Annotated in this window: 20 protein-coding genes and 3 pseudogenes; 12 read left to right on the top strand and 11 right to left on the bottom strand. The window is 70.9% G+C overall.

Annotated elements, in window-relative coordinates:
- Nucleotides 1–42: 42 nt before the first annotated feature.
- From ACFFR3_RS09605 to ACFFR3_RS09595, 3 genes are read right to left on the bottom strand one after another with little or no spacing between them, the layout of a single operon-like run.
- A complete protein-coding gene (locus tag ACFFR3_RS09605; protein ID WP_379482958.1) occupies nucleotides 43–1,350 on the bottom strand; it encodes a hypothetical protein in 1,308 nt (435 codons plus the stop codon).
- Nucleotides 1,347–2,030, bottom strand: coding sequence for a hypothetical protein (locus ACFFR3_RS09600; protein WP_379482957.1), 684 nt, complete (start codon nucleotides 2,028–2,030; stop codon nucleotides 1,347–1,349). The genes ACFFR3_RS09605 and ACFFR3_RS09600 overlap by 4 nt, the downstream gene beginning before the upstream one ends.
- Nucleotides 2,031–2,040: 10 nt before the next feature.
- The gene (locus ACFFR3_RS09595; protein WP_364379146.1) at nucleotides 2,041–2,934 is read right to left on the bottom strand and encodes a helix-turn-helix domain-containing protein; all 894 of its coding nucleotides are present in this window, start codon (nucleotides 2,932–2,934) and stop codon (nucleotides 2,041–2,043) included.
- A 104-nt stretch (nucleotides 2,935–3,038) separates the two neighbouring features.
- Between ACFFR3_RS09595 and ACFFR3_RS09590 the strand changes: the two genes are divergently transcribed.
- On the top strand, nucleotides 3,039–4,622 hold the full coding sequence (locus ACFFR3_RS09590) for an MFS transporter (protein WP_379482956.1): 1,584 nt from the start codon (nucleotides 3,039–3,041) through the stop codon (nucleotides 4,620–4,622).
- Between the two features lie 115 nt (nucleotides 4,623–4,737).
- Here the strand turns inward: ACFFR3_RS09590 and ACFFR3_RS09585 are convergent.
- Nucleotides 4,738–4,920 (bottom strand): annotated as a pseudogene (locus ACFFR3_RS09585) (phosphotransferase); the annotation flags it as partial.
- Between the two features lie 342 nt (nucleotides 4,921–5,262).
- Nucleotides 5,263–5,724, bottom strand: a complete 462-nt coding sequence (locus ACFFR3_RS09580; RefSeq protein WP_345409906.1) for a DUF308 domain-containing protein — start codon at nucleotides 5,722–5,724, stop codon at nucleotides 5,263–5,265.
- A 245-nt stretch (nucleotides 5,725–5,969) separates the two neighbouring features.
- Between ACFFR3_RS09580 and ACFFR3_RS09575 the strand changes: the two genes are divergently transcribed.
- Entirely contained in the window at nucleotides 5,970–6,575 is a 606-nt protein-coding gene (locus tag ACFFR3_RS09575) for a TetR/AcrR family transcriptional regulator (RefSeq protein WP_345408008.1), read from the top strand.
- A 64-nt stretch (nucleotides 6,576–6,639) separates the two neighbouring features.
- Nucleotides 6,640–7,245 carry a flavin reductase family protein gene (locus ACFFR3_RS09570; protein ID WP_379482955.1) on the top strand — a complete coding sequence of 202 codons (606 nt, stop codon included), beginning with the start codon at nucleotides 6,640–6,642 and terminating at the stop codon, nucleotides 7,243–7,245.
- A 352-nt stretch (nucleotides 7,246–7,597) separates the two neighbouring features.
- On the opposite strand, the gene ACFFR3_RS09565 is transcribed toward ACFFR3_RS09570, so the two are convergent.
- Nucleotides 7,598–8,560, bottom strand: coding sequence for a GntR family transcriptional regulator (locus ACFFR3_RS09565; RefSeq protein WP_345408006.1), 963 nt, complete (start codon nucleotides 8,558–8,560; stop codon nucleotides 7,598–7,600).
- Between the two features lie 140 nt (nucleotides 8,561–8,700).
- Here ACFFR3_RS09565 and ACFFR3_RS09560 point away from each other — a divergent pair, with 140 nt between their 5' ends.
- On the top strand, nucleotides 8,701–9,867 hold the full coding sequence (locus ACFFR3_RS09560) for a hypothetical protein (RefSeq protein ID WP_379482954.1): 1,167 nt from the start codon (nucleotides 8,701–8,703) through the stop codon (nucleotides 9,865–9,867).
- 165 nt (nucleotides 9,868–10,032) lie between these two features.
- Here the strand turns inward: ACFFR3_RS09560 and ACFFR3_RS09555 are convergent.
- Nucleotides 10,033–10,710: pseudogene (locus ACFFR3_RS09555) on the bottom strand (IS3 family transposase); the annotation flags it as partial.
- On the opposite strand from ACFFR3_RS09555, the gene ACFFR3_RS09550 reads away from it, so the two are divergent.
- Together ACFFR3_RS09550 and ACFFR3_RS09545 are read left to right on the top strand one after the other, a co-directional pair.
- Nucleotides 10,627–11,280: an SDR family oxidoreductase gene (locus ACFFR3_RS09550; RefSeq protein ID WP_379482953.1), complete on the top strand. Its 654-nt coding sequence runs from the start codon at nucleotides 10,627–10,629 to the stop codon at nucleotides 11,278–11,280. The pseudogene ACFFR3_RS09555 and the gene ACFFR3_RS09550 sit on opposite strands and share 84 nt — an antisense overlap.
- 45 nt (nucleotides 11,281–11,325) lie before the next feature.
- A complete protein-coding gene (locus tag ACFFR3_RS09545; protein WP_379482952.1) occupies nucleotides 11,326–11,790 on the top strand; it encodes a hypothetical protein in 465 nt (154 codons plus the stop codon).
- A gap of 200 nt (nucleotides 11,791–11,990) precedes the next feature.
- Here the strand turns inward: ACFFR3_RS09545 and ACFFR3_RS09540 are convergent, their stop codons facing one another.
- Nucleotides 11,991–12,449, bottom strand: a complete 459-nt coding sequence (locus ACFFR3_RS09540) for a MarR family winged helix-turn-helix transcriptional regulator (protein ID WP_345407992.1) — start codon at nucleotides 12,447–12,449, stop codon at nucleotides 11,991–11,993.
- Nucleotides 12,450–12,479: 30 nt separating this feature from the next.
- Between ACFFR3_RS09540 and ACFFR3_RS09535 the strand changes: the two genes are divergently transcribed.
- On the top strand, nucleotides 12,480–13,556 hold the full coding sequence (locus ACFFR3_RS09535; protein WP_364379173.1) for a GNAT family N-acetyltransferase: 1,077 nt from the start codon (nucleotides 12,480–12,482) through the stop codon (nucleotides 13,554–13,556).
- On the opposite strand, the gene ACFFR3_RS09530 is transcribed toward ACFFR3_RS09535, so the two are convergent.
- On the bottom strand, nucleotides 13,557–14,243 hold the full coding sequence (locus ACFFR3_RS09530; protein WP_364379181.1) for a DNA-binding response regulator: 687 nt from the start codon (nucleotides 14,241–14,243) through the stop codon (nucleotides 13,557–13,559). It lies immediately after the preceding gene.
- Between the two features lie 78 nt (nucleotides 14,244–14,321).
- On the opposite strand from ACFFR3_RS09530, the gene ACFFR3_RS09525 reads away from it, so the two are divergent.
- From ACFFR3_RS09525 to ACFFR3_RS09515, 3 genes are all read left to right on the top strand, one after another.
- The gene (locus ACFFR3_RS09525) at nucleotides 14,322–15,248 is read left to right on the top strand and encodes an oxidoreductase (protein ID WP_345407986.1); all 927 of its coding nucleotides are present in this window, start codon (nucleotides 14,322–14,324) and stop codon (nucleotides 15,246–15,248) included.
- A 20-nt stretch (nucleotides 15,249–15,268) separates the two neighbouring features.
- Nucleotides 15,269–15,718: a group II truncated hemoglobin gene (locus tag ACFFR3_RS09520; protein WP_345407984.1), complete on the top strand. Its 450-nt coding sequence runs from the start codon at nucleotides 15,269–15,271 to the stop codon at nucleotides 15,716–15,718.
- 74 nt (nucleotides 15,719–15,792) lie between these two features.
- Nucleotides 15,793–15,954, top strand: coding sequence for a hypothetical protein (locus tag ACFFR3_RS09515; RefSeq protein WP_345407982.1), 162 nt, complete (start codon nucleotides 15,793–15,795; stop codon nucleotides 15,952–15,954).
- On the opposite strand, the gene ACFFR3_RS09510 is transcribed toward ACFFR3_RS09515, so the two are convergent.
- Nucleotides 15,932–16,159, bottom strand: a complete 228-nt coding sequence (locus tag ACFFR3_RS09510) for a hypothetical protein (protein WP_345407980.1) — start codon at nucleotides 16,157–16,159, stop codon at nucleotides 15,932–15,934. The genes ACFFR3_RS09515 and ACFFR3_RS09510 overlap by 23 nt on opposite strands.
- A 267-nt stretch (nucleotides 16,160–16,426) precedes the next feature.
- On the opposite strand from ACFFR3_RS09510, the pseudogene ACFFR3_RS09505 reads away from it, so the two are divergent.
- Nucleotides 16,427–16,585, top strand: a pseudogene (locus tag ACFFR3_RS09505) (UBP-type zinc finger domain-containing protein); the annotation flags it as partial.
- A gap of 79 nt (nucleotides 16,586–16,664) precedes the next feature.
- The gene (locus ACFFR3_RS09500; protein WP_345407978.1) at nucleotides 16,665–17,294 is read left to right on the top strand and encodes an HD domain-containing protein; all 630 of its coding nucleotides are present in this window, start codon (nucleotides 16,665–16,667) and stop codon (nucleotides 17,292–17,294) included.
- 10 nt (nucleotides 17,295–17,304) lie between these two features.
- On the opposite strand, the gene ACFFR3_RS09495 is transcribed toward ACFFR3_RS09500, so the two are convergent.
- Nucleotides 17,305–17,685, bottom strand: coding sequence for a helix-turn-helix transcriptional regulator (locus ACFFR3_RS09495; RefSeq protein WP_345407976.1), 381 nt, complete (start codon nucleotides 17,683–17,685; stop codon nucleotides 17,305–17,307).
- Nucleotides 17,686–17,824 lie beyond the last annotated feature (139 nt).

Here is a 17,824-nt window from a genome sequence, read left to right as displayed (position 1 = left end):
CGTACGCCGTGCGCTCGCCAATCCAAGCCGGGCGCGGTCGTCTCAGGCCGGCGGGTGCGCCCACTCGGCCGCGACCCCCGCCAGGTGATCACACACCTGACCGGCCCAGGGCGCGTCCCGCCCCCGCAACAGCGAGCCCAGCTCCCGCCAGGAGGAGGGGTCGTCCGGCGCGAGCACGACGGCCTGCTCGGGCGAGAGCCGCTCCCGCAGCCCGTCCGGCCCGGGCAGCATGGACGCCGTGCGGTGGCCGGGCTCGCGCCAGCCGTCCGTCAAGGGCTCGTCCAGCAGGAAGCGCGGGATGAGCAGCGCCTCCCGGGCGAACCGGTCCCCGCTCACGTCGCCCTTGGCCCGGAAGACCTCGGCCAGCCCACGGCTGTGCCTGACGACCGACTCCATGACGGGCGCACGCGCCACCCGCAGGCTCGCCACCATCCCGCTGTAATGCGCGTCCAGCTCCGACAGCTGCCCGTGCACGGCCCGCAGTCCCAGCGGCATGCGGGGCATGCTCCACTGCAGGACGTACAGGGTGACCTGGATGACGCTCTCGGCCCTGGTCAGTGCCATGAACCAGGAGTCGAACCCATCGGTCCGCCGAGCCTCCTCCAGCAGGCGGAACGCCCGCTCCACCAGCATCCCGACCAGTGAGGACGCCTCGGAGGAAAGGGGCCGCGGCTCTGGGTCGGCCTGCGCGTACGGGGTGGTCATCCACTCGTGGAAGCTGCCCGGCAGCCGCCCGTCGAAGAAGGTCCGGACCATCTCCTCGGCCGTCCCGCCCCCGGACCGCACCCGCAGCAGCAGGGTGATGGCCCGAGCCGCCCCTTTGACGTCCCGGCACAACCCGCACTCCACCACGTCCACGACATAACGGACGGCCGCTGACGGATCGCCCGTCCGAAGTGCATGGAAGAGGGCCGCCCGCAGCAGGCGGGCCGACTCCAGGACGCGGCTGTTGCCATCGCGGGCGTCCGCGGCCCAGGACCTTCTGACCGAGTCGTGCGCCTCCCACCGGGCCAGCAGATCGATGGCCCAGTGGGAGGGCGGGAAACCGAAGGAGGCGGGCAGGTAACCGCCCGGCTCGCCCCCACCCCGCCGCGCCAGCCACAGGAACGGGATGCGCATGGACGGGGCGAACTCCAGCCCGATCGCCCGCTCCAGCGCCTCGGCCAGCCGGACCGTCACGATGTGCCGGGGGACGCGGCCCTGGAGGTCACCGCCCGGGAAGCGCGACGGGCCGAGCACGGCATCGCAGGTGCCGGCGAACAACGCCTCCTGCATCAACTCGCCGAGGACGCCCATGAGCGTCTCGGCGCCGGGCGGCGTCTCCCGGGCCTGCCACTGGATGTCGATCATCCCATCAGTCCGATCGTGCCGACGATGTCGCCGTAGTGCTCTCTCGCCGTGCGGAAGCCCTCGATCAGCCATTCGCGTACGGGTCTTCGGCCGGTCCGCTCGTACGCCAGCCCGCGCCGCGTCCACACTACGCCGAGGTCGTCGAGGAGCCTGCCGGGCTTGCCGGTGGTGGCGAGGTGGTCGATGTCGGCGAACGCCTCGCGCAGGAACGTCCGTACCTCATGCTCCGACGCCAAATGCCCCAGCGGCAGATAGAACCCTTCGGTGTCCTCGGACAGATCGAGGAAGACGGCGAGACCCGGCAATGGCGGCACCCGAGAACCGGCGAAAAGCGTGCGAATCATGTGATTCGCCGGATTAGCCCCTCTATCCAGCTCCGCCCACTGCCCGAACGCGTCCGACCCGAGCGGGACCGCGATCGGCGCGGGCCGGTCGAGCGTGAACAGGACGAGCACGTCGGGCCCGCTGTCATCGGCCATCGTGCCGGAACGTACGTAGTCGGCGACGGCGGCGTCCCCGGTGGGATGAAAGGCCAGAAAACAGAAGACCGCCGAATGCTCCCGCAACTGCCGCATGTTCTCCGGCCGCAGCAAATCGGGCAGATGCCGGACATTTCCCGTATTGAAGCGCCCGACCGCCAGCGCCTCCTCCAAAATGGCCTGCAGAGAAATGACCAGCATGCCGTGCACGCTAATGCGCGAAACCGTGCTCCGCCGCAAGTTGCGGGAAATCACCTGAGCCGGATTCGGCGCTCCGATGCGCGAGAAGCCGCAGGGCGTCGGCGGACCCGGGGTCGTTCGGCGTGTAGACCTCGAGCCGGTGATCGGGACTGTCGGGCTGCAACCACACCTGATAGCTGACGCCGGCCGCACCGACGGTGGGGTGCCGCAGGTGCATGGTGCCGACCGTGCAGTCGGCCACCTCACCCTCGGCCCACAGCGTCGCGAACTCGGCACTCCGCATCGTCAGCTCACCGATCAGCTTCGCCAGCAGCGCGTCCGTGGGGAACCGCCCCGCCGTGAGCCGCAGGTAGGCGACGTGGACGCGGGCCAGCTCGTCCCAGTTGCGATGCAGGTCGCGGGTGAACGGGTCGAGGAAGAACATCCGGGGAACGGACGGGCGCCGCGCCGCCTCCTGCGGCGCCTCGAACGGGACGTGCTCGGCCAGGAGCGCGTGACCGGTACGGTTCCAGGCGAGCACGTCGCCCCGCCGGCCGAGCACGATCGCCGGCATCGCCTCGCTCAGAGACTCCAGGAGCGCGACGACCCGGGGATGCGGCTCCTCGGCAGGAGGCTCGGACAGGCCGGGGTTGCCAGGTTGCCGGGCGAGGTTGTGCAGGTGGACGGCCTCGATCGGGTCGAGCCGCAGCACCCGCGCGAGGGCGTCCAGCACCTGCTCGGACGCGCTCTCCGCCTGCCCCTGCTCCAGCCGGATGTAGTAACCGACGCTCACTCCCGCGAGCTGGGCCAGCTCCTCTCGCCGCAGGCCGGGGACGCGGCGCGTGGTCCCGTACGTACGCAGCCCGGCCATCTCCGGCGTGACCAGATCACGCCGGCGCTTGAGGAACGCCCCCAGACTCTCCATGCGACCGATCGTAGGCGGCCGGGCGCCCACGTGGGTGACCCTGTCAGGTGCACCCATGGCAGGGGGATGGCTGACGATCCGGCCCCGGCCCGACAGTCAGGGACATGTCGCAACAGCACACTGCACCGGGGCTGCGCGCCTGGCTCGGCCTCACCGTGGTCCTCGGGCCCGTCCTGCTCGTCTCCATGGACGGATCCATCCTCTTCCTGGCGATGCCCAGGATCAGCCAGGCCCTCCTGCCCACCGCCGACCAGGCCCTCTGGATCCTGGACGGCTACGGCTTCGCCGTCGGCTCCCTGCTGATCGCGTCCGGCAACCTCGGCGACCGGTACGGCCGGCTGAAGCTGCTCATGATCGGCGCCACGGTCTTCGGCATCGGCTCCGCCCTGGCGGCCTACGCGCCGAACGCCGAGCTCCTCATCGCCGCTCGCGCGCTGATGGGAGTGGCGGGCGCGACCCTCCTCCCGTCGGCGCTGGCGGTGCTGAGCGAGCTGTTCGCCGACCCGCGACGCCGGGCGCAGGCGATCGGCGTCTTCGCCGCTGCGTTCGCCGCCGGGTTCGCCATCGGCCCGGTGGTGGGCGGTCTCGCCCTGGAGCGGTTCTGGTGGGGCTCGGTCTTTCTCGTCAACGTGCCGGTCGTCGCCCTGTTCCTGCTCCTCGCTCCCGGCCTGCTCCGCGAGGTGCGCACGAAGCGCGCAGGCAGGATCGACGCGCTCAGCGTCGTGACCTCCGCCCTCGGTCTTTTGCTTGTGATCTACGCTGTAAAGGCGGCCGCCACTGAGGGCCTGTCGGGCAGCACGATGATCGCCGGCGTCGCCGGGGCGGCGCTCCTGGCCTGGTTCGCCCGCAGGCAACTGAGCCTCCGGCAGCCCCTGATGGACTTCTCGCTCTTCCGCGACCGGCTCTTCTCGCTGGCGATCGTCACCGGGCTGCTGCCGCTGGCGGCGTGGTCGGCGACCGCGTACCTGGCGGGCGTCTACCTGCAGTCCGTCCTCGGCCTGAGCGTCCTGCACGCGGCCCTGCTCGCGATCCCCGGCGCCGTCGTCCTGACCATCACGTGCGTCGTCACGCCCTCCGTGGTCGACCGCATCGGCAAGCGCACCGCCCTGATCGCCTGCCACTTCTCCATCGCGGGCGGCCTGCTGTTCCTGCTCCCCACGGCGATCACCGGCGGCATCGGCTGGTACGTCACCGCCACGGTCGTCACCGGAATCGGCTACGGCATCAGCTTCAGCGTCGTCGCCGACACCGCCGTCGGCGCCGTCCCCGTCGAGCGCGCGGGCGCGGCGGGCGCGATCGCGGAGACCAGCAACGAGCTGGGCAACGCCCTCGGCATCGCCCTGCTCGGCTCACTCGCCGCCCTGGTCTTCCGCCTCCAGGGCCCGGACCTGGCCCCCACCCTCGACGAGACGCTCCACCTGCGCGACCTGGCGCCCGCCCTGGCCACGGAGGCGAAGACGGCCTTCGTCACCGGCCTCCACGTGGTCGCCGCGGTGGCGAGCGCTCTGCACGTCGTGCTCGGCGTCGTGGCCGTCGCTACCCGAAGAGGTGGCGGTGGGCCCGGCTCCAGGCCAGTCGTTGCCGCAGGTCGTCGAGGTGGCCGCCGGCGACCCAGCGGACCTGCGGCTGGTGCCCGGCGCCGGCCAGCCGGCGAACCTGCTCGATCCCGTCCTGCTGAACGGCGATGACCGCGTCGGCCAGGCCCTCGGTAGAGGTCAGGCCGTAGGCGGCGGCGAAGAGCTCCAGGCGGTGGCGCCGGTCGGGGGGCTCGGGACAGCGGAGCCAGCGCAGGCATTCGGCGTCGTCGCGGAACGGCGCGACGTACTCCAGCGCGTGGGCGACATCGTGCAGCCGGGGCCCGGACCGGGCGTAGTCCCAGTCCAGGATCCCCACGGGCCGTTCGCCTCGCCAGACGATGTTCCACGGGCCGAAGTCGCCGTGGCAGATCACCTCGTCGTCGCGCGCGTCCGTCGTGAACCAGCGCATGCCGTCGGGCAGGCGGAAGCCCGCGATCGCGTCGTGGTAGTCGCGGAGGAGGCGGGCGAAGGAGGTCAGGCCCGTGTCGCCGGTGACCTTGGCCCAGCCCTGCGGGCCGGACTCGCCGTCCAGGTAGGTGAGGATCTCGCGGCCCTCGCCGTCGATTCCCAGCACCCGCGGGGAGTGCGGGAAGCCCACGTCCTCCAGGTGCCGGAGCAGGGCGTGGACGGCGGGCGTCCACGGGTGGGTGGGCCGGCGGACGGTGTCCCCGATGCGTACGACCCTGCGATGGGCAGAGTCCTGCAGGATCTCCACGGGTTCCGACCCTAGCGCGCAGGGCCGGAATCACGGTCAGTGCTTGCGCTTGGCGGTACGGCCGAGGCGGAAGGCGGAGATGAGGAAGAAGATGCCGCCCGGGATGGCGTAACCGGCGGCGTTGGCCAGCGTCGGGTTGGGGGCGGCGGCGCCGAGGATGAACGAGGCGCCGGCGAGCACCGAGATGCCGCCGCTGAGGATCATCGGCCACTGGCCGCCCATCTTGCGCCGGGGCACGGCCACGATGAGCTGCACCGCACCGGCCACGATGGCCCAGGCGCCCCAGACGCGCAGCACCGCGGGGATGCCGGAGGCGCACGCGATGGCCACGCCGATGGCGGTGATCGAGCTGACGGCGACGTTCACGTACAGGAGGGCAGGGGAGCCGGTCGCGCGCGAGGAGCGGGCGTCCACGATGGCGGCGCCGACGTCGAAGAGCGGATAGAGCACCAGCAGGGTGGCCGCGAGCGGGCCCAGGTTCGCGGCCGTCGTGAACATCACGAGGGCCCAGACGATGGCGAAGGCGAACCGGACGAAGTACAGCCGCCGCAGTGCGGACGCGGTCCCGGAAAGGCTGGGGAGGCGGCGATGGAGCTCATGGTGGTCCTTTACACAGCGAGAAGGTGACGAGGAGGCCGCGCATGCGGGGTCGACTCGCCAGAACAGAACGTTCGGTCTTGCCTAGACTCCTCTCTGTTTGGCAAACTGTCAAGACCGAACGGTCTACCCACTAGGATGGTCACATGCGCACCGAAACCGAAGGCCGGCCGTCCGAAGCGCGGTCCCGGCTCCTCGACACGGCCACCCGGCTCTTCTACACGGAGGGCATCCACTCCGTCGGTATCGATCGCATCGTCGGAGAGGCCCAGGTCACCAGGGCCACCCTCTACCGGCACTTCCCCGGCAAGGAGGAGCTCGTCCTCGCCTACCTGGGCGGGGTCGATCGCGCCATCCGGGCACCCGCGGAAGAGGCCGCCGCCGGCCTGCCGCCCGCCGAGGCGATCCTCGCCATCAGCCGCTCCATCGCCCAGGGCATCCAGTCGGAGGGCTTTCGCGGCTGCGCGTTCCTCAACGCCGCCGCCGAATACCCCGACCCCGAGTCGCCGGTGCGCAAGGCCGTGATCGCCCACCGCCAGTGGTTCCTCGACACCGTCACGGGCCTGCTGGCCCAGATCCGCGAGGATGGCGCCGAGCCCGCCGGACGCCACTTCGTCATGATGCGCGACGGCGCCATGGCGGCCGGCTGCCTGTTCGACCCCGAGCTGATCAGCGACACGTTCCTGCACGGCGTCGAACGCCTGCTGGAGGTCTACACGACCAGCGGCGGCACCACCTCGGCCGGCGCCTGACGTCATCGGGTCCTCCCGCGTGGCGACCGCGCCGGGCGGGAGGACCCGATGAATACTGGACGCCATGCGCGTCGACTTCGACCCCGAAGAGCTGGGCGGGGACGCCTTCTACCGGTTCCTGACCTCCGTGGTCGTGCCACGGCCGATCGCCTGGATCTCGACCATCACCCCCGACGGAGCCGTCGAGAACCTCGCCCCGCACTCCTTCTTCAGCATCGCCAGCACCGACCCGCCGATCGTGCAGTTCACCTCGATCGGCCGCAAGGACTCGCTGCGCAACGTCGAGGACACGCCGGAGTTCGTCGTCAACTTCAGCTCCGAGCCGCTGATGCGCCAGATCCGCGACACCGCCACCGACGTCCCGCGCACGGTCGGCGAGTTCGACATGGTGGGCATCGAACGCGAGCCCAGCCGCCTCGTCCGCCCGCCCCGGGTGGCCGCCTCGCCCGTCGTCCTGGAGTGCCGCTCCCACACGACGCTGCGCATGGGCAACTCCACCCTGGTCTTCGGCCGCGTCTTCCTCGCCGCCGTGCACCAGGAGTACCTCGTGGACGGCCGCCCGAACGCCGAACGCCTCCGCCCCCTGACCAAGCTGGGCGGCGACCAGTGGGGCACGCTCGGCGAGGTGCTGCACCTGGCGCGCATCCCGTACGAGGAGCCCGCCCGCTGAGCGCCCCTATGTGCGGTCCTCGACGGGAACGGGCTCCGGCAGCATGAGGCGGTGCTGTTCGCGCACCCGGCCAGCCCCGCAGTTGCGGGCGAAGACGCGGACGCGACGCATGCGGCAAGCACCCGCGCGTCAAGTACGGACGACGCGGTGACGGCCTGCGCCGGCCCCATCACCAGACGCGGGCCGACCAGCGGGCGCAGCCGTTGACCGGCAGCAGAGCGAGGTCTGCCGACGGCTGCTCCAGGGGGTGTCGCTCCTCATGCGTGCCGTCAACGTGCCGCCGTAGACGGCAACGTCGCCGCTGTTCGTCAGCGTGCGAGGCGTGGTGCCCGATGCCCCTGCTAAGGCGCGGCTACATCGCTGCACCCCTGCTCAGCATGACGGCGAATCCGTCGAGATGTCGTGCCAGGATGTAGTCGAACATCCCGTCCAGGTCCGACACCGTCTCCTCGGGGAGCATGGCCAGGAGCGGGAATCGTCCAGTGCTGAGGAGTTCCTCGGCCCGCTTGCGCTGGAGCAGCCGCCACCCATCGAGCGTCACGCCGGTCTCCTGCTCGGCTTCGGCCTCCTCCGCCATGGACAGCGCCACGGTGTGGACCAGCGCGGGCAGCGTGAGCGCCTCGCGGATCCGGGTCTCCATGGGCAACTCGAGCTCGTCGAGCGCGCGCAGGGTCCACTCGGTGTGGGCCATCATGTTGGGTACCAGCAAGGGGCGGGTGAACGAGACGGCTCTGGGCAGCCATAGGTGTCGCCGGGACAGCTCCCATTGCCGGCGGGCGATCAGCTCGAGCTTGGCCCGCCACCCTTCCGGCCCCGGGAAGGGCGGTTCGGCTTCGCCGAAGACCTCGTCGGCCATCTGCGTCACCAGGTCGTCCTTGCCCGTCACGTGCCGGTACAGCGACATCGGGCCCACGCCGAGTTCGGCCGCCAGCCGCCGCATGGACACCGCGCCGAGCCCTTCGGCGTCGGCGATCGCGATGGCGGTGCGCAGGACGTGCTTGCGGTTCAGCGAGCCCTTGGGGACGCCGGCCCGCCGCGCCGCCGACAGCACAGCCGGAACGGACGACCGCTCTTTTCGGCTCGCGCGTGCGCTGACCACCGTACCGGCGCCGACCTTCGGCTCGACCAGCCCTTCGTCACGCAGGGCCGCCACAACCTTGGTCGCGGTCGCGACGGCGACACCCCATCGTTGGGCGATCTGCCGGATGGACGGTACGCGATCGCCTGGCCGCAGGTCACCGGCCAAGATCCGGGTGCGGAACTCCTCGACGATGCGCCGGTAGGGCGGGTCCGGACGTTGCGTGGCCGATGTCATGAGTGCCTTCCGATCCTTTGGCGATTGTCGCGCGCTTGCCGCAAGTGTACTAGTTCACCAGTTGGTATACTAGTGCACTTTATCGCCCCGATGAGCGTTACTTTCGCCTTCCCGGCAAGGTGCTCCCATACGATGTACACATGACATCAGATACGCCGTACGCAAGCCGGTCGGCAAGCCGGCTTTCCCTCTCGTATGCCGAAGTACGGTCGTGGCACCGGCCGCTCATGATCATGGTGGCGGCCATGTCCGCGTTAGTCGTCGTCGCGAGCGTCGGGCTCTTCGCCGACGGTCGCCAGCTCCTGCAGGAGTCGGTCTGGGCCAAGCCGCTGAAATTCGGGGCGTCGTTCGTCATGTATGGCGCGACGCTCGCCTGGCTGATACCGAAACTGCGCCGGGCACGGCGCACGATGTGGTTCGTCGGAACGGTCTTCGCCGTCGCCGGCCTGATCGACGTCGGTTTCATCGCGGTGCAGGCCGCCCGCGGGACCTTCAGCCACTTCAACGCCGGCACCGACACGTTCAACCTAATAGGGCAGCGGATCTTCTCCACAGGTGTGTTCGGGCTGTTCGGGGCGAGCCTGATCGTCGCCGTCATGCTGCTGTTCCAGCGCGTCGGTGACGCGGCACTCACCTGGGCCCTGCGTGCCGGGCTCGGGCTGGCCGTCCTCGGCATGGCGCTGGCGTCCTTCATCACCGGGTGGACCTCGTTGGCCGCGCCCCGTACGGTCCAGGACGCCTACGGCAGCCCGGTTACGCTGGTGGGCGGACACGGGGTCGGGGCGCCGGACGGTGGCGGCATGCCGATCACGAATTGGAGCACCACAGGCGGCGACCTGCGCGTCCCCCACTTCATCGGCCTGCACTCCATCCAGGTATTCGTGCTGACGGTGCTGGTTCTCACCGCCCTCGCGACCCGGATCGGCCGGCTACGCCACGAACGCGTACGCGCCCAGCTCACCGGCGTCGCCATCCTGGGCTACGGCGCGCTGTTCACCATCACGGCCTGGCAGGCGCTGCGCGGTCAGTCGCTAATCCACCCCGACGCGGCGACCTGGACCGCGCTCGCGGCGACGGCCGTCCTGACCGCGCTGGCGGCCCTGATCGTCACGGTGGCCCATCGCAACGAGCCGGGCCGTCGCGCCGAGACGGTGATGCCACGAGAGCTGGCCCTCCGCAGGAAGGCGGCGCACCGCAACGGGCTCGCGCGGGGCGAGACGAGGGCGCCCGCCGGCTCCCTGGATGAGGATTCGCGCCACAGCGTGGCAAGCGCGCCGGCCCGTTCTCCTGATCTCGGTGCCAGATGATAGCCGGGACAGGCCGATGAACGCTTCCGGCGGTCAGTTCGGCTGCGAGGAGCAACATCGTACGGCGGTCCATTCGTCCATCCAGCCCTTCAACGCCGCAAGCGTCGTTCGGCCGGCGCAAGCCGATGACTACTGGGGCTTCCCCCATGAACGTGGACACCGATTTCAGGAGGCGGACTTCAGGGTATCTGTCGTCTTCTCGTAGTCGATCGGGCTGAGCTGGCCGCAGCGGGAGTGCCGTCGGATCCTGTTGTAGCGGGTGATCCAGCGGAAGACGGCCAGGCGGGCGGTGCGGGCGTCAGGCCAGCCGTGTGTGCCCTGCAGCGTCTCGCGTTTCAGATTCGCGTTGAAGGACTCGGCCGCCGCGTTGTCGGCGCTGGTGCCAACCGCGTCACGCGAGCGCGTAACACCGAGCCGGCGACAAGCCCGAGCGAACCTCCCGCGAGCAGTACTGCGCCCCGTTGTCGCTGTGAAACAGCGAGCCGTCCAGGCGGCCGCCCCGGGTATGCGCCGCGGCCTGCAGCGCGTCGACAACGAGCTCGGTGCGCATGTGATCGGCGATCGACCAGCTCACCAGCCGACGCGAATACAGATCCACGACCGTGGCCAGGTAGAGAACCGGCCACCGCTGACGGGCAGGTAGGTGATGTCGCCGACATAGCGGGTGCTCGGCTGCTCGGCCGTGAACTCACGCTGGAGCAGGTCCGGCACGAGTGCGGCGTCCGGCTCCGGAATCGTGGTGCGGACCTTCTTACGCAGATGCAGCCCAGCGATGCCGTGCTCGCGCTCACACTCGTCCTCCGGCCGCTCCCGAGCCCGCTCGTCGCCGTGCCCGCGCTGCTCACGGTCTCGGCCATGTCACTCGTCTGGTGGCCGAAGCACGCCCCTCCTTGCGGCGATCACGGCGACCACTGGTGCGGCCGGCGCGATGTGCACGCTCGTCTGGCTGGCCCATCCGGGCATCCCCGGCGGCCCATCGACCTACGTCCACACGATCGCCGTGCGCACGCTCATCACGCTGACCGTGCGCTGGTCCGCCGCACGGCAGGCAGCCCCGGCGGTAGGAGCGGCCGCATCTCCGAAGCGCTGCTGGGGCTCCAGATCACCCAGCCGCCGCCCTCGGGTCTCGACGCGGTCGCCCTCACCCTCTTTTGGTCCATCGGCACGGCGGGCGCGGTCGGTCCCGGCGCCTATCTGCGCACCCTCGACCGGCACCGGGTGGAGGCGGTCACCCCCCCCGCGTTCGCGGACCTCCCGGCAGGGTTCAAGGAGCGGATCGCCGCCCAGGTGCCCATCGGGCGGCTCGGTGAGGGGGCGGAGACCGCCACCGCCGCGCTCTTCCTCGCCTGCGCCGACTCGAGCTTCGTCACCGGCATCGGCCTTCCCGTGGACGGCGGTATCGGCCAGGTGTGATCGCGAGTACAGTGCTCCTTCGACCCCGAGGTGAAGGAGCCGCCGATGTACCCCGATGACACGATGGCCCGCATTGGCGAGGGGGTCGAGCTGCACCACCGGCGTGGTGAGCGTGACGCGGCCCGTGAGCTGTTCGCGCGGATCTGGGCGGACATCGGGGGCGAGCAGGGTGATCCGCTGCACGTCTGCGTGCTCGCTCACTCCATGGCCGATGTGCAGGACGACGTGCACGAGGAGCTGACGTGGGACCTGCGGGCGCTGGCCGCGGCCGATCGCGTCACCGATGAGCGGGTGGCGGGGGCAGGGGTGCCGCTGTCGGTGGCCGGCCTTTATCCGTCGCTGCACCTCAACCTGAGCGAGTGCTACCGCAAGCTGGGCGATCTCGACGGCGCCCGCGAGCACCTGCAGCGGGCGCGGGATGAGATCCACGTGCTCGGCGACGACGACTACGGCCGGCTCATCAAAGACGGCCTGGAGCGGATCGCCAAGCAGCTCGACGAAGCGACCTGAGGGGCCGGCTGCCAAGGTGCAGGGAGCCGGGTGGCGCCTTTAGACGGCGTGGCCGTTCTTCAAGCGCAGGAAGTCGGCGCGGGGCGCATTGACGGTCGGCCGCCGGTCGGCGGGGATCCGTCGATGACCACCGAGCGGTAGGCGATGGAGGCGGCGCGGATGCCGGCCAGAGATCGTGGCGAGCATGACGGCGGGCGCGATCAAGGGGTGGGCGGCTCCTCCAGCTTGGCGGCGATGGCCTCCAGGGCGGACAGGTCCGCGGGGGAGAGGCGGTCGATCACGTGGCGGCGCACCGACTCGAGGTGGGCCGGGGCGGCGTCCTCCAGGGTGCGCAATCCGTGCTCGGTGAGGACGAGGTAGCAGCCCCTGCCGTCGTCGGGATCGGGCTCGCGCCGCACCAGGCCGCGCTCCTCCATACGGGTGGCGTGCCGGGACAGGCGGCTGCGTGACCAGCCCATCTTGGCGGCCTGCTCGCGCAGCGTGGCGGTGTGGCCGGGCCGCTCCGACAGTGTGCTGAGCACCTCGTAGTCGGGCTCGGACAGGCCGATCTCGGCCAGGTCGTGGGCGGTGCGCGTCTGGATCGCGATCATCATGCGGCGCAGGGCGCGCCAGGCGCGCTCCTCGTCGGCGTCGAGCCAGCGCACCGTTCTCGTTGACATGTAAACAAGGTACCAGCTACGGTCGTTTCCATGTCAACGAAATCCCTGCGGATCCTCGTCCTCACGTGTAGCACCCGTCCCGGCGCCCTCGGCCCCGTCGTGAGCGGGTGGCTGACCGGCACGCTCGCGGCGCGGGCCGCCGAGCTGGGCGCCGAGCTCGTACCCGTCGCCCTGAGCGACCTCGACCTGCCGTTCCTCGACGAGGAGGACGAACCCGCATCCGGCCGCTACCGCAACGAGCACACCAAGCGGTGGAGCGCCATGGTGGACGCCGCCGACGGCTTCATCGCCGTCACCCCCGAGTACAACTACGGCATGCCCGCCGCCTTCAAGAACGCCCTCGACTACCTGGGCCGCGAGTGGGCGTGGAAGCCCATGGGCTTCGTCAGCTACGGCAACACCTCGGCCGGCACCCGGTCGGTCCAGCACGCCAAGCAGGTCGTCACCACGCTGCGGCTGGTCCCGCTGGGCGCCACCGTCGCCCTGCGCATCGCCGACGCCATTTCCGGCGGGACCCTCCGCCCGGATGCCGGACGTGACCAGGCCGCCGCCGGCGTCCTGGACGAGCTCGTCCGCCTCGCCCACGCCCTGCGGCCGATGCGCGAGCGCACGCGTCCCGGCGCACGACCGGACCTGCTGCCTGGCGCGTACGCCAGGACGCTGACCCCCGACGACGCCCCCGACGTCCTGGTGCTTCAGCGCTGCTGCTGGGTGGAGGAGGCGCTGGCCAACGACACCCTGGACATCCCCGCGCTGGGGGAGTCGCTGGACGACGTGCGCGCCTGGCTGGCGACCTGGAACGTCACCGGCCTGTGGCGGGACGGCCGGCTGCTCGGCATGGTGCGCACCCGCCGCGTGGACGACGACTGGCACATCGGCCGCCTCGCCGTCGTGCCCGACCTGCGCGGCCAGGGCGTGGGACGCCGTCTCCTGCACGACGCCGAGTCCGCCGCCGAAGCCGGCTGCCGCCGCATGGTCCTGTCCACCGGCGCCCGAAGCGCCCGCAACCTCCGCATCTACCAGGCCCAGGGCTACCGGCTGGAGTCGTCCGACGGCGACACCGCCACGCTGGTCAAGCCCGTGCCCGCGTACGCGATGGCGGGCTGACTAGACCAGCCCCAGTTCACGGGCCCGGACGCCCGCCTGGAAACGGGACTCCGCGCCGAGCGCGTCCATCAGCTCGGCCACCCGCCGCCGGTAGGTCCGCACGCCCAGCCCCAGCCTGCGGGCCGCGGTCTCGTCCTTGACCCCCTGGCCGAGCAGGTCGAGCACGGCGGGCGCGAGCTGCCGGATCTCGGCGACCTGCGCGTCGTAGACGGCGAGGTCGGTCGCCGACCGCCAGGCCGTCTCGAACAGCGACATCACGCCCTGCACGATCTCCGGCTGCGAGATCACGCTGTAGCCGCGCCGACCGGCCCTGAGGTCGCCCGCCAGGATCACCACCCGGCGGTCGAGGATGATCGTCTCGTTGAGCTCCTCTTTGCTGATGCGGATCTCCGCGCCGAGGCTGTCGCGCCGCCGGGCCAGCTCGCGCGCGGACACCGAGTCGAGCAGCAGCCCGGGCCGGTAGAGCTTGCGGACGCGGAGGTCGCCGGGGTAGCCATCGGGCATGGGCGGCATCTCGGGCGAATGGTCGTAGGCCCAGGTGGCGAGGTCGTTGGCGGCGCAGGCCAGGTCGGTGACGGCGGCGAACAGGTGAGCGGTCCTGCGGAACAGCTCCTCCTCGCCGTACACGACCGCGACCGCTTCGCTCACGCGGGTCAGTCCGTTGCTCACCCCTCGATTCTGCGCCATGCTCCCACGGTACGGGCAGGTCGGCAGCTTGTTGCCAGACCGCGGCTCATGGCGAGCCCGGCCTGCAGGCTGAGCCCCATGACGACTCACCTGAACACCACCCCTGACGCCGCCGCCGCGGGCACCTGGCGGCTCGGCGACCGTACCGTCAATCGGATCGGCTACGGCACGATGCGCGTGGCGGGCACGCCGACCGATCCCAAGCCCAAGGACCGCGCCGAGTCGATTGCCGTGCTGCGCCACGCCGTCGAGCTGGGCGTGAACCACATCGACACCGCCGCCTTCTACTTCCTGCCCACCCGCTCGGTCAACGAGCTGATCAGCACGGCGCTCCAGCCGTACGCCGAGGACCTGGTCATCGCCACGAAGGTCGGGCCTGGCCGGTCGCGGGACGGCGGCTTCGAGGAGTACGCCAGGCCCGAGGAGCTGCGCGCCCAGGTCGAGGAGAACCTGCGCCAGCTCGGACGCGACCACCTCGACCTGGTCAACCTGCGCTGGGGCGCCGGCCTCGAGCGCGTGCCCGGCTCCCTGGCCGAGCACTTCGGCTCCCTGGCCGCGCTGCGCGAGGCCGGGCTGATTCGCGACCTCGGCGTCTCCAACGTCACCGAGGAGCAGCTCGTGGAGGCAATGGAGATCGCTCCGGTGGTGTCCGTGCAGAACCGGTACGGCCTGACCGAGCGCGAGGACGACGCGCTGGTGGAGACGTGCGGGCGGCACGGCATCGCTTTCGTGCCGTTCTTCTCCGTCGCCGCCGCCATCCCCGGCGCCCTTCCGCACGGCGACCACCACGAGGCGGGCCAGGCGGAGGTCGCCGAGGTCGCGCAGGCCCACGGCGCCACCCCCGCGCAGGTCCGCCTCGCCTGGACCCTGCACCGCGGCGACCACGTCCTCGCCATCCCCGGCACCGGCGACCTCGCCCACCTGGAGGAGAACATCGCCGCCGGCGCCCTCCGGCTGACCGCCGACGAGATGGCCCTGCTCGACGGCATCGCCGAACTGTCATAGCCCGCTGACATACTCGGCGCATGCGAAGCGTGTACGAGGCGGCGGGCGGCGACGAGGGCCTGCTCCGCCTGGCCGGGGCGTGGCATGCCAGGGTGATGGCCGACGACGTCGTCGCCCACGCCTTCAGCCAGGGGTTCCACCCCCGGCACAGCGAACGGCTGGCCGCCTACTGGGCCGAGGCCCTCGGCGGGCCCGCCACCTACTCCGCCTCCCACGGCGACGAGACGCAGGTCGTCCGCCTGCACAGCGGCAACGGCCCGCACGAGGAGATGGACCGCCGCGCGATCGCCTGCTTCGACCAGGCGCTCGACGACGCCGGCCTCGGGGCGGACGAGCGGCTGCGGCAGGTGCTCCACGACTACTTCACCTGGGCCACCACCACGGCGATGGCCCGCTACCCCGACTCGCCCGACGACGTTCCCAAGGGCATGACCATTCCCCGGTGGTCGTGGGACGGCTTACAACGCTGAACCCCTCGACGCATACCGCCGACATACCCCGGCTCCGTAGCATCGCTTTCATCCAGTCAAGGAACGAAAGGGTCATGCTGCTGTCGATCGGAATCAGCGCCCTGGCCATAGCCGCCGGACTGCTCGCGGGCGTCCAGCCCGCTCAGGCCGCCGGCGCCATGGCGTGTCACGTCAGCCCGGGCATTCCGTACAAGGGCGGCGGCTTCACCGACATCAGCGAGAAGACCACCTGCTGATCCGCATGAGCCGGGCGGCGTGACCGGGCAGGTGCTCGGTCGCGCGGATCCGGATCAGCTCGTTCCAGGGCAGGCCCTGGTCGGGGGCGGGCGTTCCGGTCCGGGTGACCAGATGGAGGCGCACGGGGGCGTCTCCATCGAGGCCGGTGATCGCGGTGATGAGGTCGGTGGCGTGGTGGCGGGCCTTGAGCGCGGTGGTGTCCATGGCCAGGCCTCCAGGGAGCGATCACGGCCGCCGCCGGGACCAGCAGGAAGGTGACCGAGGCGTGATCTCGTTCGGCTGCCCTCCGGCCGTCGCCTGACCGGGCAGGGACGAGCTCACCCCTTTGTGCGATGTGCGCGACGGCATGTGGCGGGAGCCTTCCGTAGACAGGACCGAGATACGCCGAAAGGCGCATCATGAGCAGCGAGCTTCTAGGGCCATGTCTGCAGGTACAGGGCAGACATCAGCCCATTCCAGCCGGGTACGCCGGTGGTTGTGAGGAAGTGTCCGCAGAGCGGTGGCCGGTGGGTGGAGCTGCGCGAATGCCTGACCTGCGGCCATGTGCGCTGCTGCGATTCCTCACCCGGCCGGCACGCGGCCGCCCACTGGGCTTCGACCGGCCATCCGGCGACCGCTTCTCTGGAGCCTGGGGATCGGTGGGGGATTCGGCGTCCGTGGCGCGGCCGCGACCGGTGCTGCATGTGTTCACCAGCGCGAGGAGACTCTGATGTCCAGCGAGATCACTGTTCCCGACACCAAGCTCGCCACCGAGGCGACGTCGTTGGTACGGGAGTCGACCAGCGACCTGATCTACCACCACTCCCGGCGTGTCTACTTCTGGGGCGCGTTGCAGGGCCGCAACCGCGGGTTGAGCTTCGACCCGGAGCTGCTCTACATCGGCGCGATGTTTCACGATCTCGGGTTGAACGAGGAGCATCGCGGCAGCGGCCGCCGGTTCGAGGTGGACAGCGCCGACGCGGCCCGCCGCTTCCTCCAGGAGCACCACGTGCCGGAGGACAGCGTGCGCCGGGTGTGGACGGCCATCGCCCTGCACACCACGCCGGGCATCCCCGAGTTCATGGAGCCGGAGGTGGCCCTGGTCACGGCGGGGGTGGAGTACGACGTGCTGGGCATCGGCTACCACGACCTCACCGAGGAGCAGCGGGCCGAGATCACCGCGCTGCATCCGCGGCCGGACTTCAAGCACCAGATCCTGCAGGCGTTCGCCGACGGCATCGCACCCAAGCCGGAGACCACCTTCGGCAACGTCAAGGCGGACGTGCTCGAACGCTACGTGCCCGGTTTCCGGCGCGGCAACTTCGTCGACACCATCCTGCAATCGCCCTGGCCCGAGTAGGCGATGTTCATCACGCGGTGTCGTGTTCGAGGACAAGCCGCGTGAGCTCGACGCGGGAGCTGATGCCGAGCTTGGTGAAGGCGTGCCACAGGTGGGTGCCGACCGTGTGCGGTGACAGGAAGAGCTGGTCGGCGACCTGCTTGTTGGTGGCTCCGCCGGCGACAAGCCGGACGATCCGCAACTCGGAGGCGGTGAGGCTGTCCCAGCCTTCAGCTGGCCTGCCGGGAACGGCCCGTGACCGGCGCCGGCGGGCAGGTGCAGCCCGGCCAGCGCGGCACGCACGTCGGGGGTGAGCGGGCCGGTCCGCGCCGAGAGGATCCACGCGATGGGGTGCATGGACAGCCGCTGGGGCAGCGTACGCAAGGCCAGAAGGGCGCCTTCGTCGCACCATTGGACGTCGTCGATGACGATCACCAGTGGTGCGATCAGCGCGGCGCGTTCCAAGCGCTCGCGAAGCTCTTGGAGCAGCCAGTACCGTGCGGCCGAGGTGGCTGGGACGGTCTGTACCGCGGCCCGGGGCAGGATCGGGC

This window comes from Nonomuraea salmonea, assembly GCF_042428605.1.
Taxonomy (GTDB): Bacteria; Actinomycetota; Actinomycetes; order Streptosporangiales; family Streptosporangiaceae; genus Nonomuraea; species Nonomuraea salmonea.
This window is presented reverse-complemented; position numbering and strand designations above follow the sequence as displayed.

Excerpts from the sequence above, each read along its gene's own strand:
- ACFFR3_RS09605 (WP_379482958.1), bottom strand. The coding sequence starts at position 1,350 with ATGATCGACATCCAGTGGCAGGCCCGGGAGACGCCGCCCGGCGCCGAG.
- ACFFR3_RS09600 (WP_379482957.1), bottom strand. The coding sequence starts at position 2,030 with ATGCTGGTCATTTCTCTGCAGGCCATTTTGGAGGAGGCGCTGGCGGTC.
- ACFFR3_RS09595 (WP_364379146.1), bottom strand. The coding sequence starts at position 2,934 with ATGGAGAGTCTGGGGGCGTTCCTCAAGCGCCGGCGTGATCTGGTCACG.
- ACFFR3_RS09590 (WP_379482956.1), top strand. The coding sequence starts at position 3,039 with ATGTCGCAACAGCACACTGCACCGGGGCTGCGCGCCTGGCTCGGCCTC.
- ACFFR3_RS09580 (WP_345409906.1), bottom strand. The coding sequence starts at position 5,724 with ATGTTCACGACGGCCGCGAACCTGGGCCCGCTCGCGGCCACCCTGCTG.
- ACFFR3_RS09575 (WP_345408008.1), top strand. The coding sequence starts at position 5,970 with ATGCGCACCGAAACCGAAGGCCGGCCGTCCGAAGCGCGGTCCCGGCTC.
- ACFFR3_RS09570 (WP_379482955.1), top strand. The coding sequence starts at position 6,640 with ATGCGCGTCGACTTCGACCCCGAAGAGCTGGGCGGGGACGCCTTCTAC.
- ACFFR3_RS09565 (WP_345408006.1), bottom strand. The coding sequence starts at position 8,560 with ATGACATCGGCCACGCAACGTCCGGACCCGCCCTACCGGCGCATCGTC.
- ACFFR3_RS09560 (WP_379482954.1), top strand. The coding sequence starts at position 8,701 with ATGACATCAGATACGCCGTACGCAAGCCGGTCGGCAAGCCGGCTTTCC.
- ACFFR3_RS09550 (WP_379482953.1), top strand. The coding sequence starts at position 10,627 with ATGCAGCCCAGCGATGCCGTGCTCGCGCTCACACTCGTCCTCCGGCCG.
- ACFFR3_RS09545 (WP_379482952.1), top strand. The coding sequence starts at position 11,326 with ATGTACCCCGATGACACGATGGCCCGCATTGGCGAGGGGGTCGAGCTG.
- ACFFR3_RS09540 (WP_345407992.1), bottom strand. The coding sequence starts at position 12,449 with ATGTCAACGAGAACGGTGCGCTGGCTCGACGCCGACGAGGAGCGCGCC.
- ACFFR3_RS09535 (WP_364379173.1), top strand. The coding sequence starts at position 12,480 with ATGTCAACGAAATCCCTGCGGATCCTCGTCCTCACGTGTAGCACCCGT.
- ACFFR3_RS09530 (WP_364379181.1), bottom strand. The coding sequence starts at position 14,243 with ATGGCGCAGAATCGAGGGGTGAGCAACGGACTGACCCGCGTGAGCGAA.
- ACFFR3_RS09525 (WP_345407986.1), top strand. The coding sequence starts at position 14,322 with ATGACGACTCACCTGAACACCACCCCTGACGCCGCCGCCGCGGGCACC.
- ACFFR3_RS09520 (WP_345407984.1), top strand. The coding sequence starts at position 15,269 with ATGCGAAGCGTGTACGAGGCGGCGGGCGGCGACGAGGGCCTGCTCCGC.
- ACFFR3_RS09515 (WP_345407982.1), top strand. The coding sequence starts at position 15,793 with ATGCTGCTGTCGATCGGAATCAGCGCCCTGGCCATAGCCGCCGGACTG.
- ACFFR3_RS09510 (WP_345407980.1), bottom strand. The coding sequence starts at position 16,159 with ATGGACACCACCGCGCTCAAGGCCCGCCACCACGCCACCGACCTCATC.
- ACFFR3_RS09500 (WP_345407978.1), top strand. The coding sequence starts at position 16,665 with ATGTCCAGCGAGATCACTGTTCCCGACACCAAGCTCGCCACCGAGGCG.
- ACFFR3_RS09495 (WP_345407976.1), bottom strand. The coding sequence starts at position 17,685 with ATGGTGCGACGAAGGCGCCCTTCTGGCCTTGCGTACGCTGCCCCAGCG.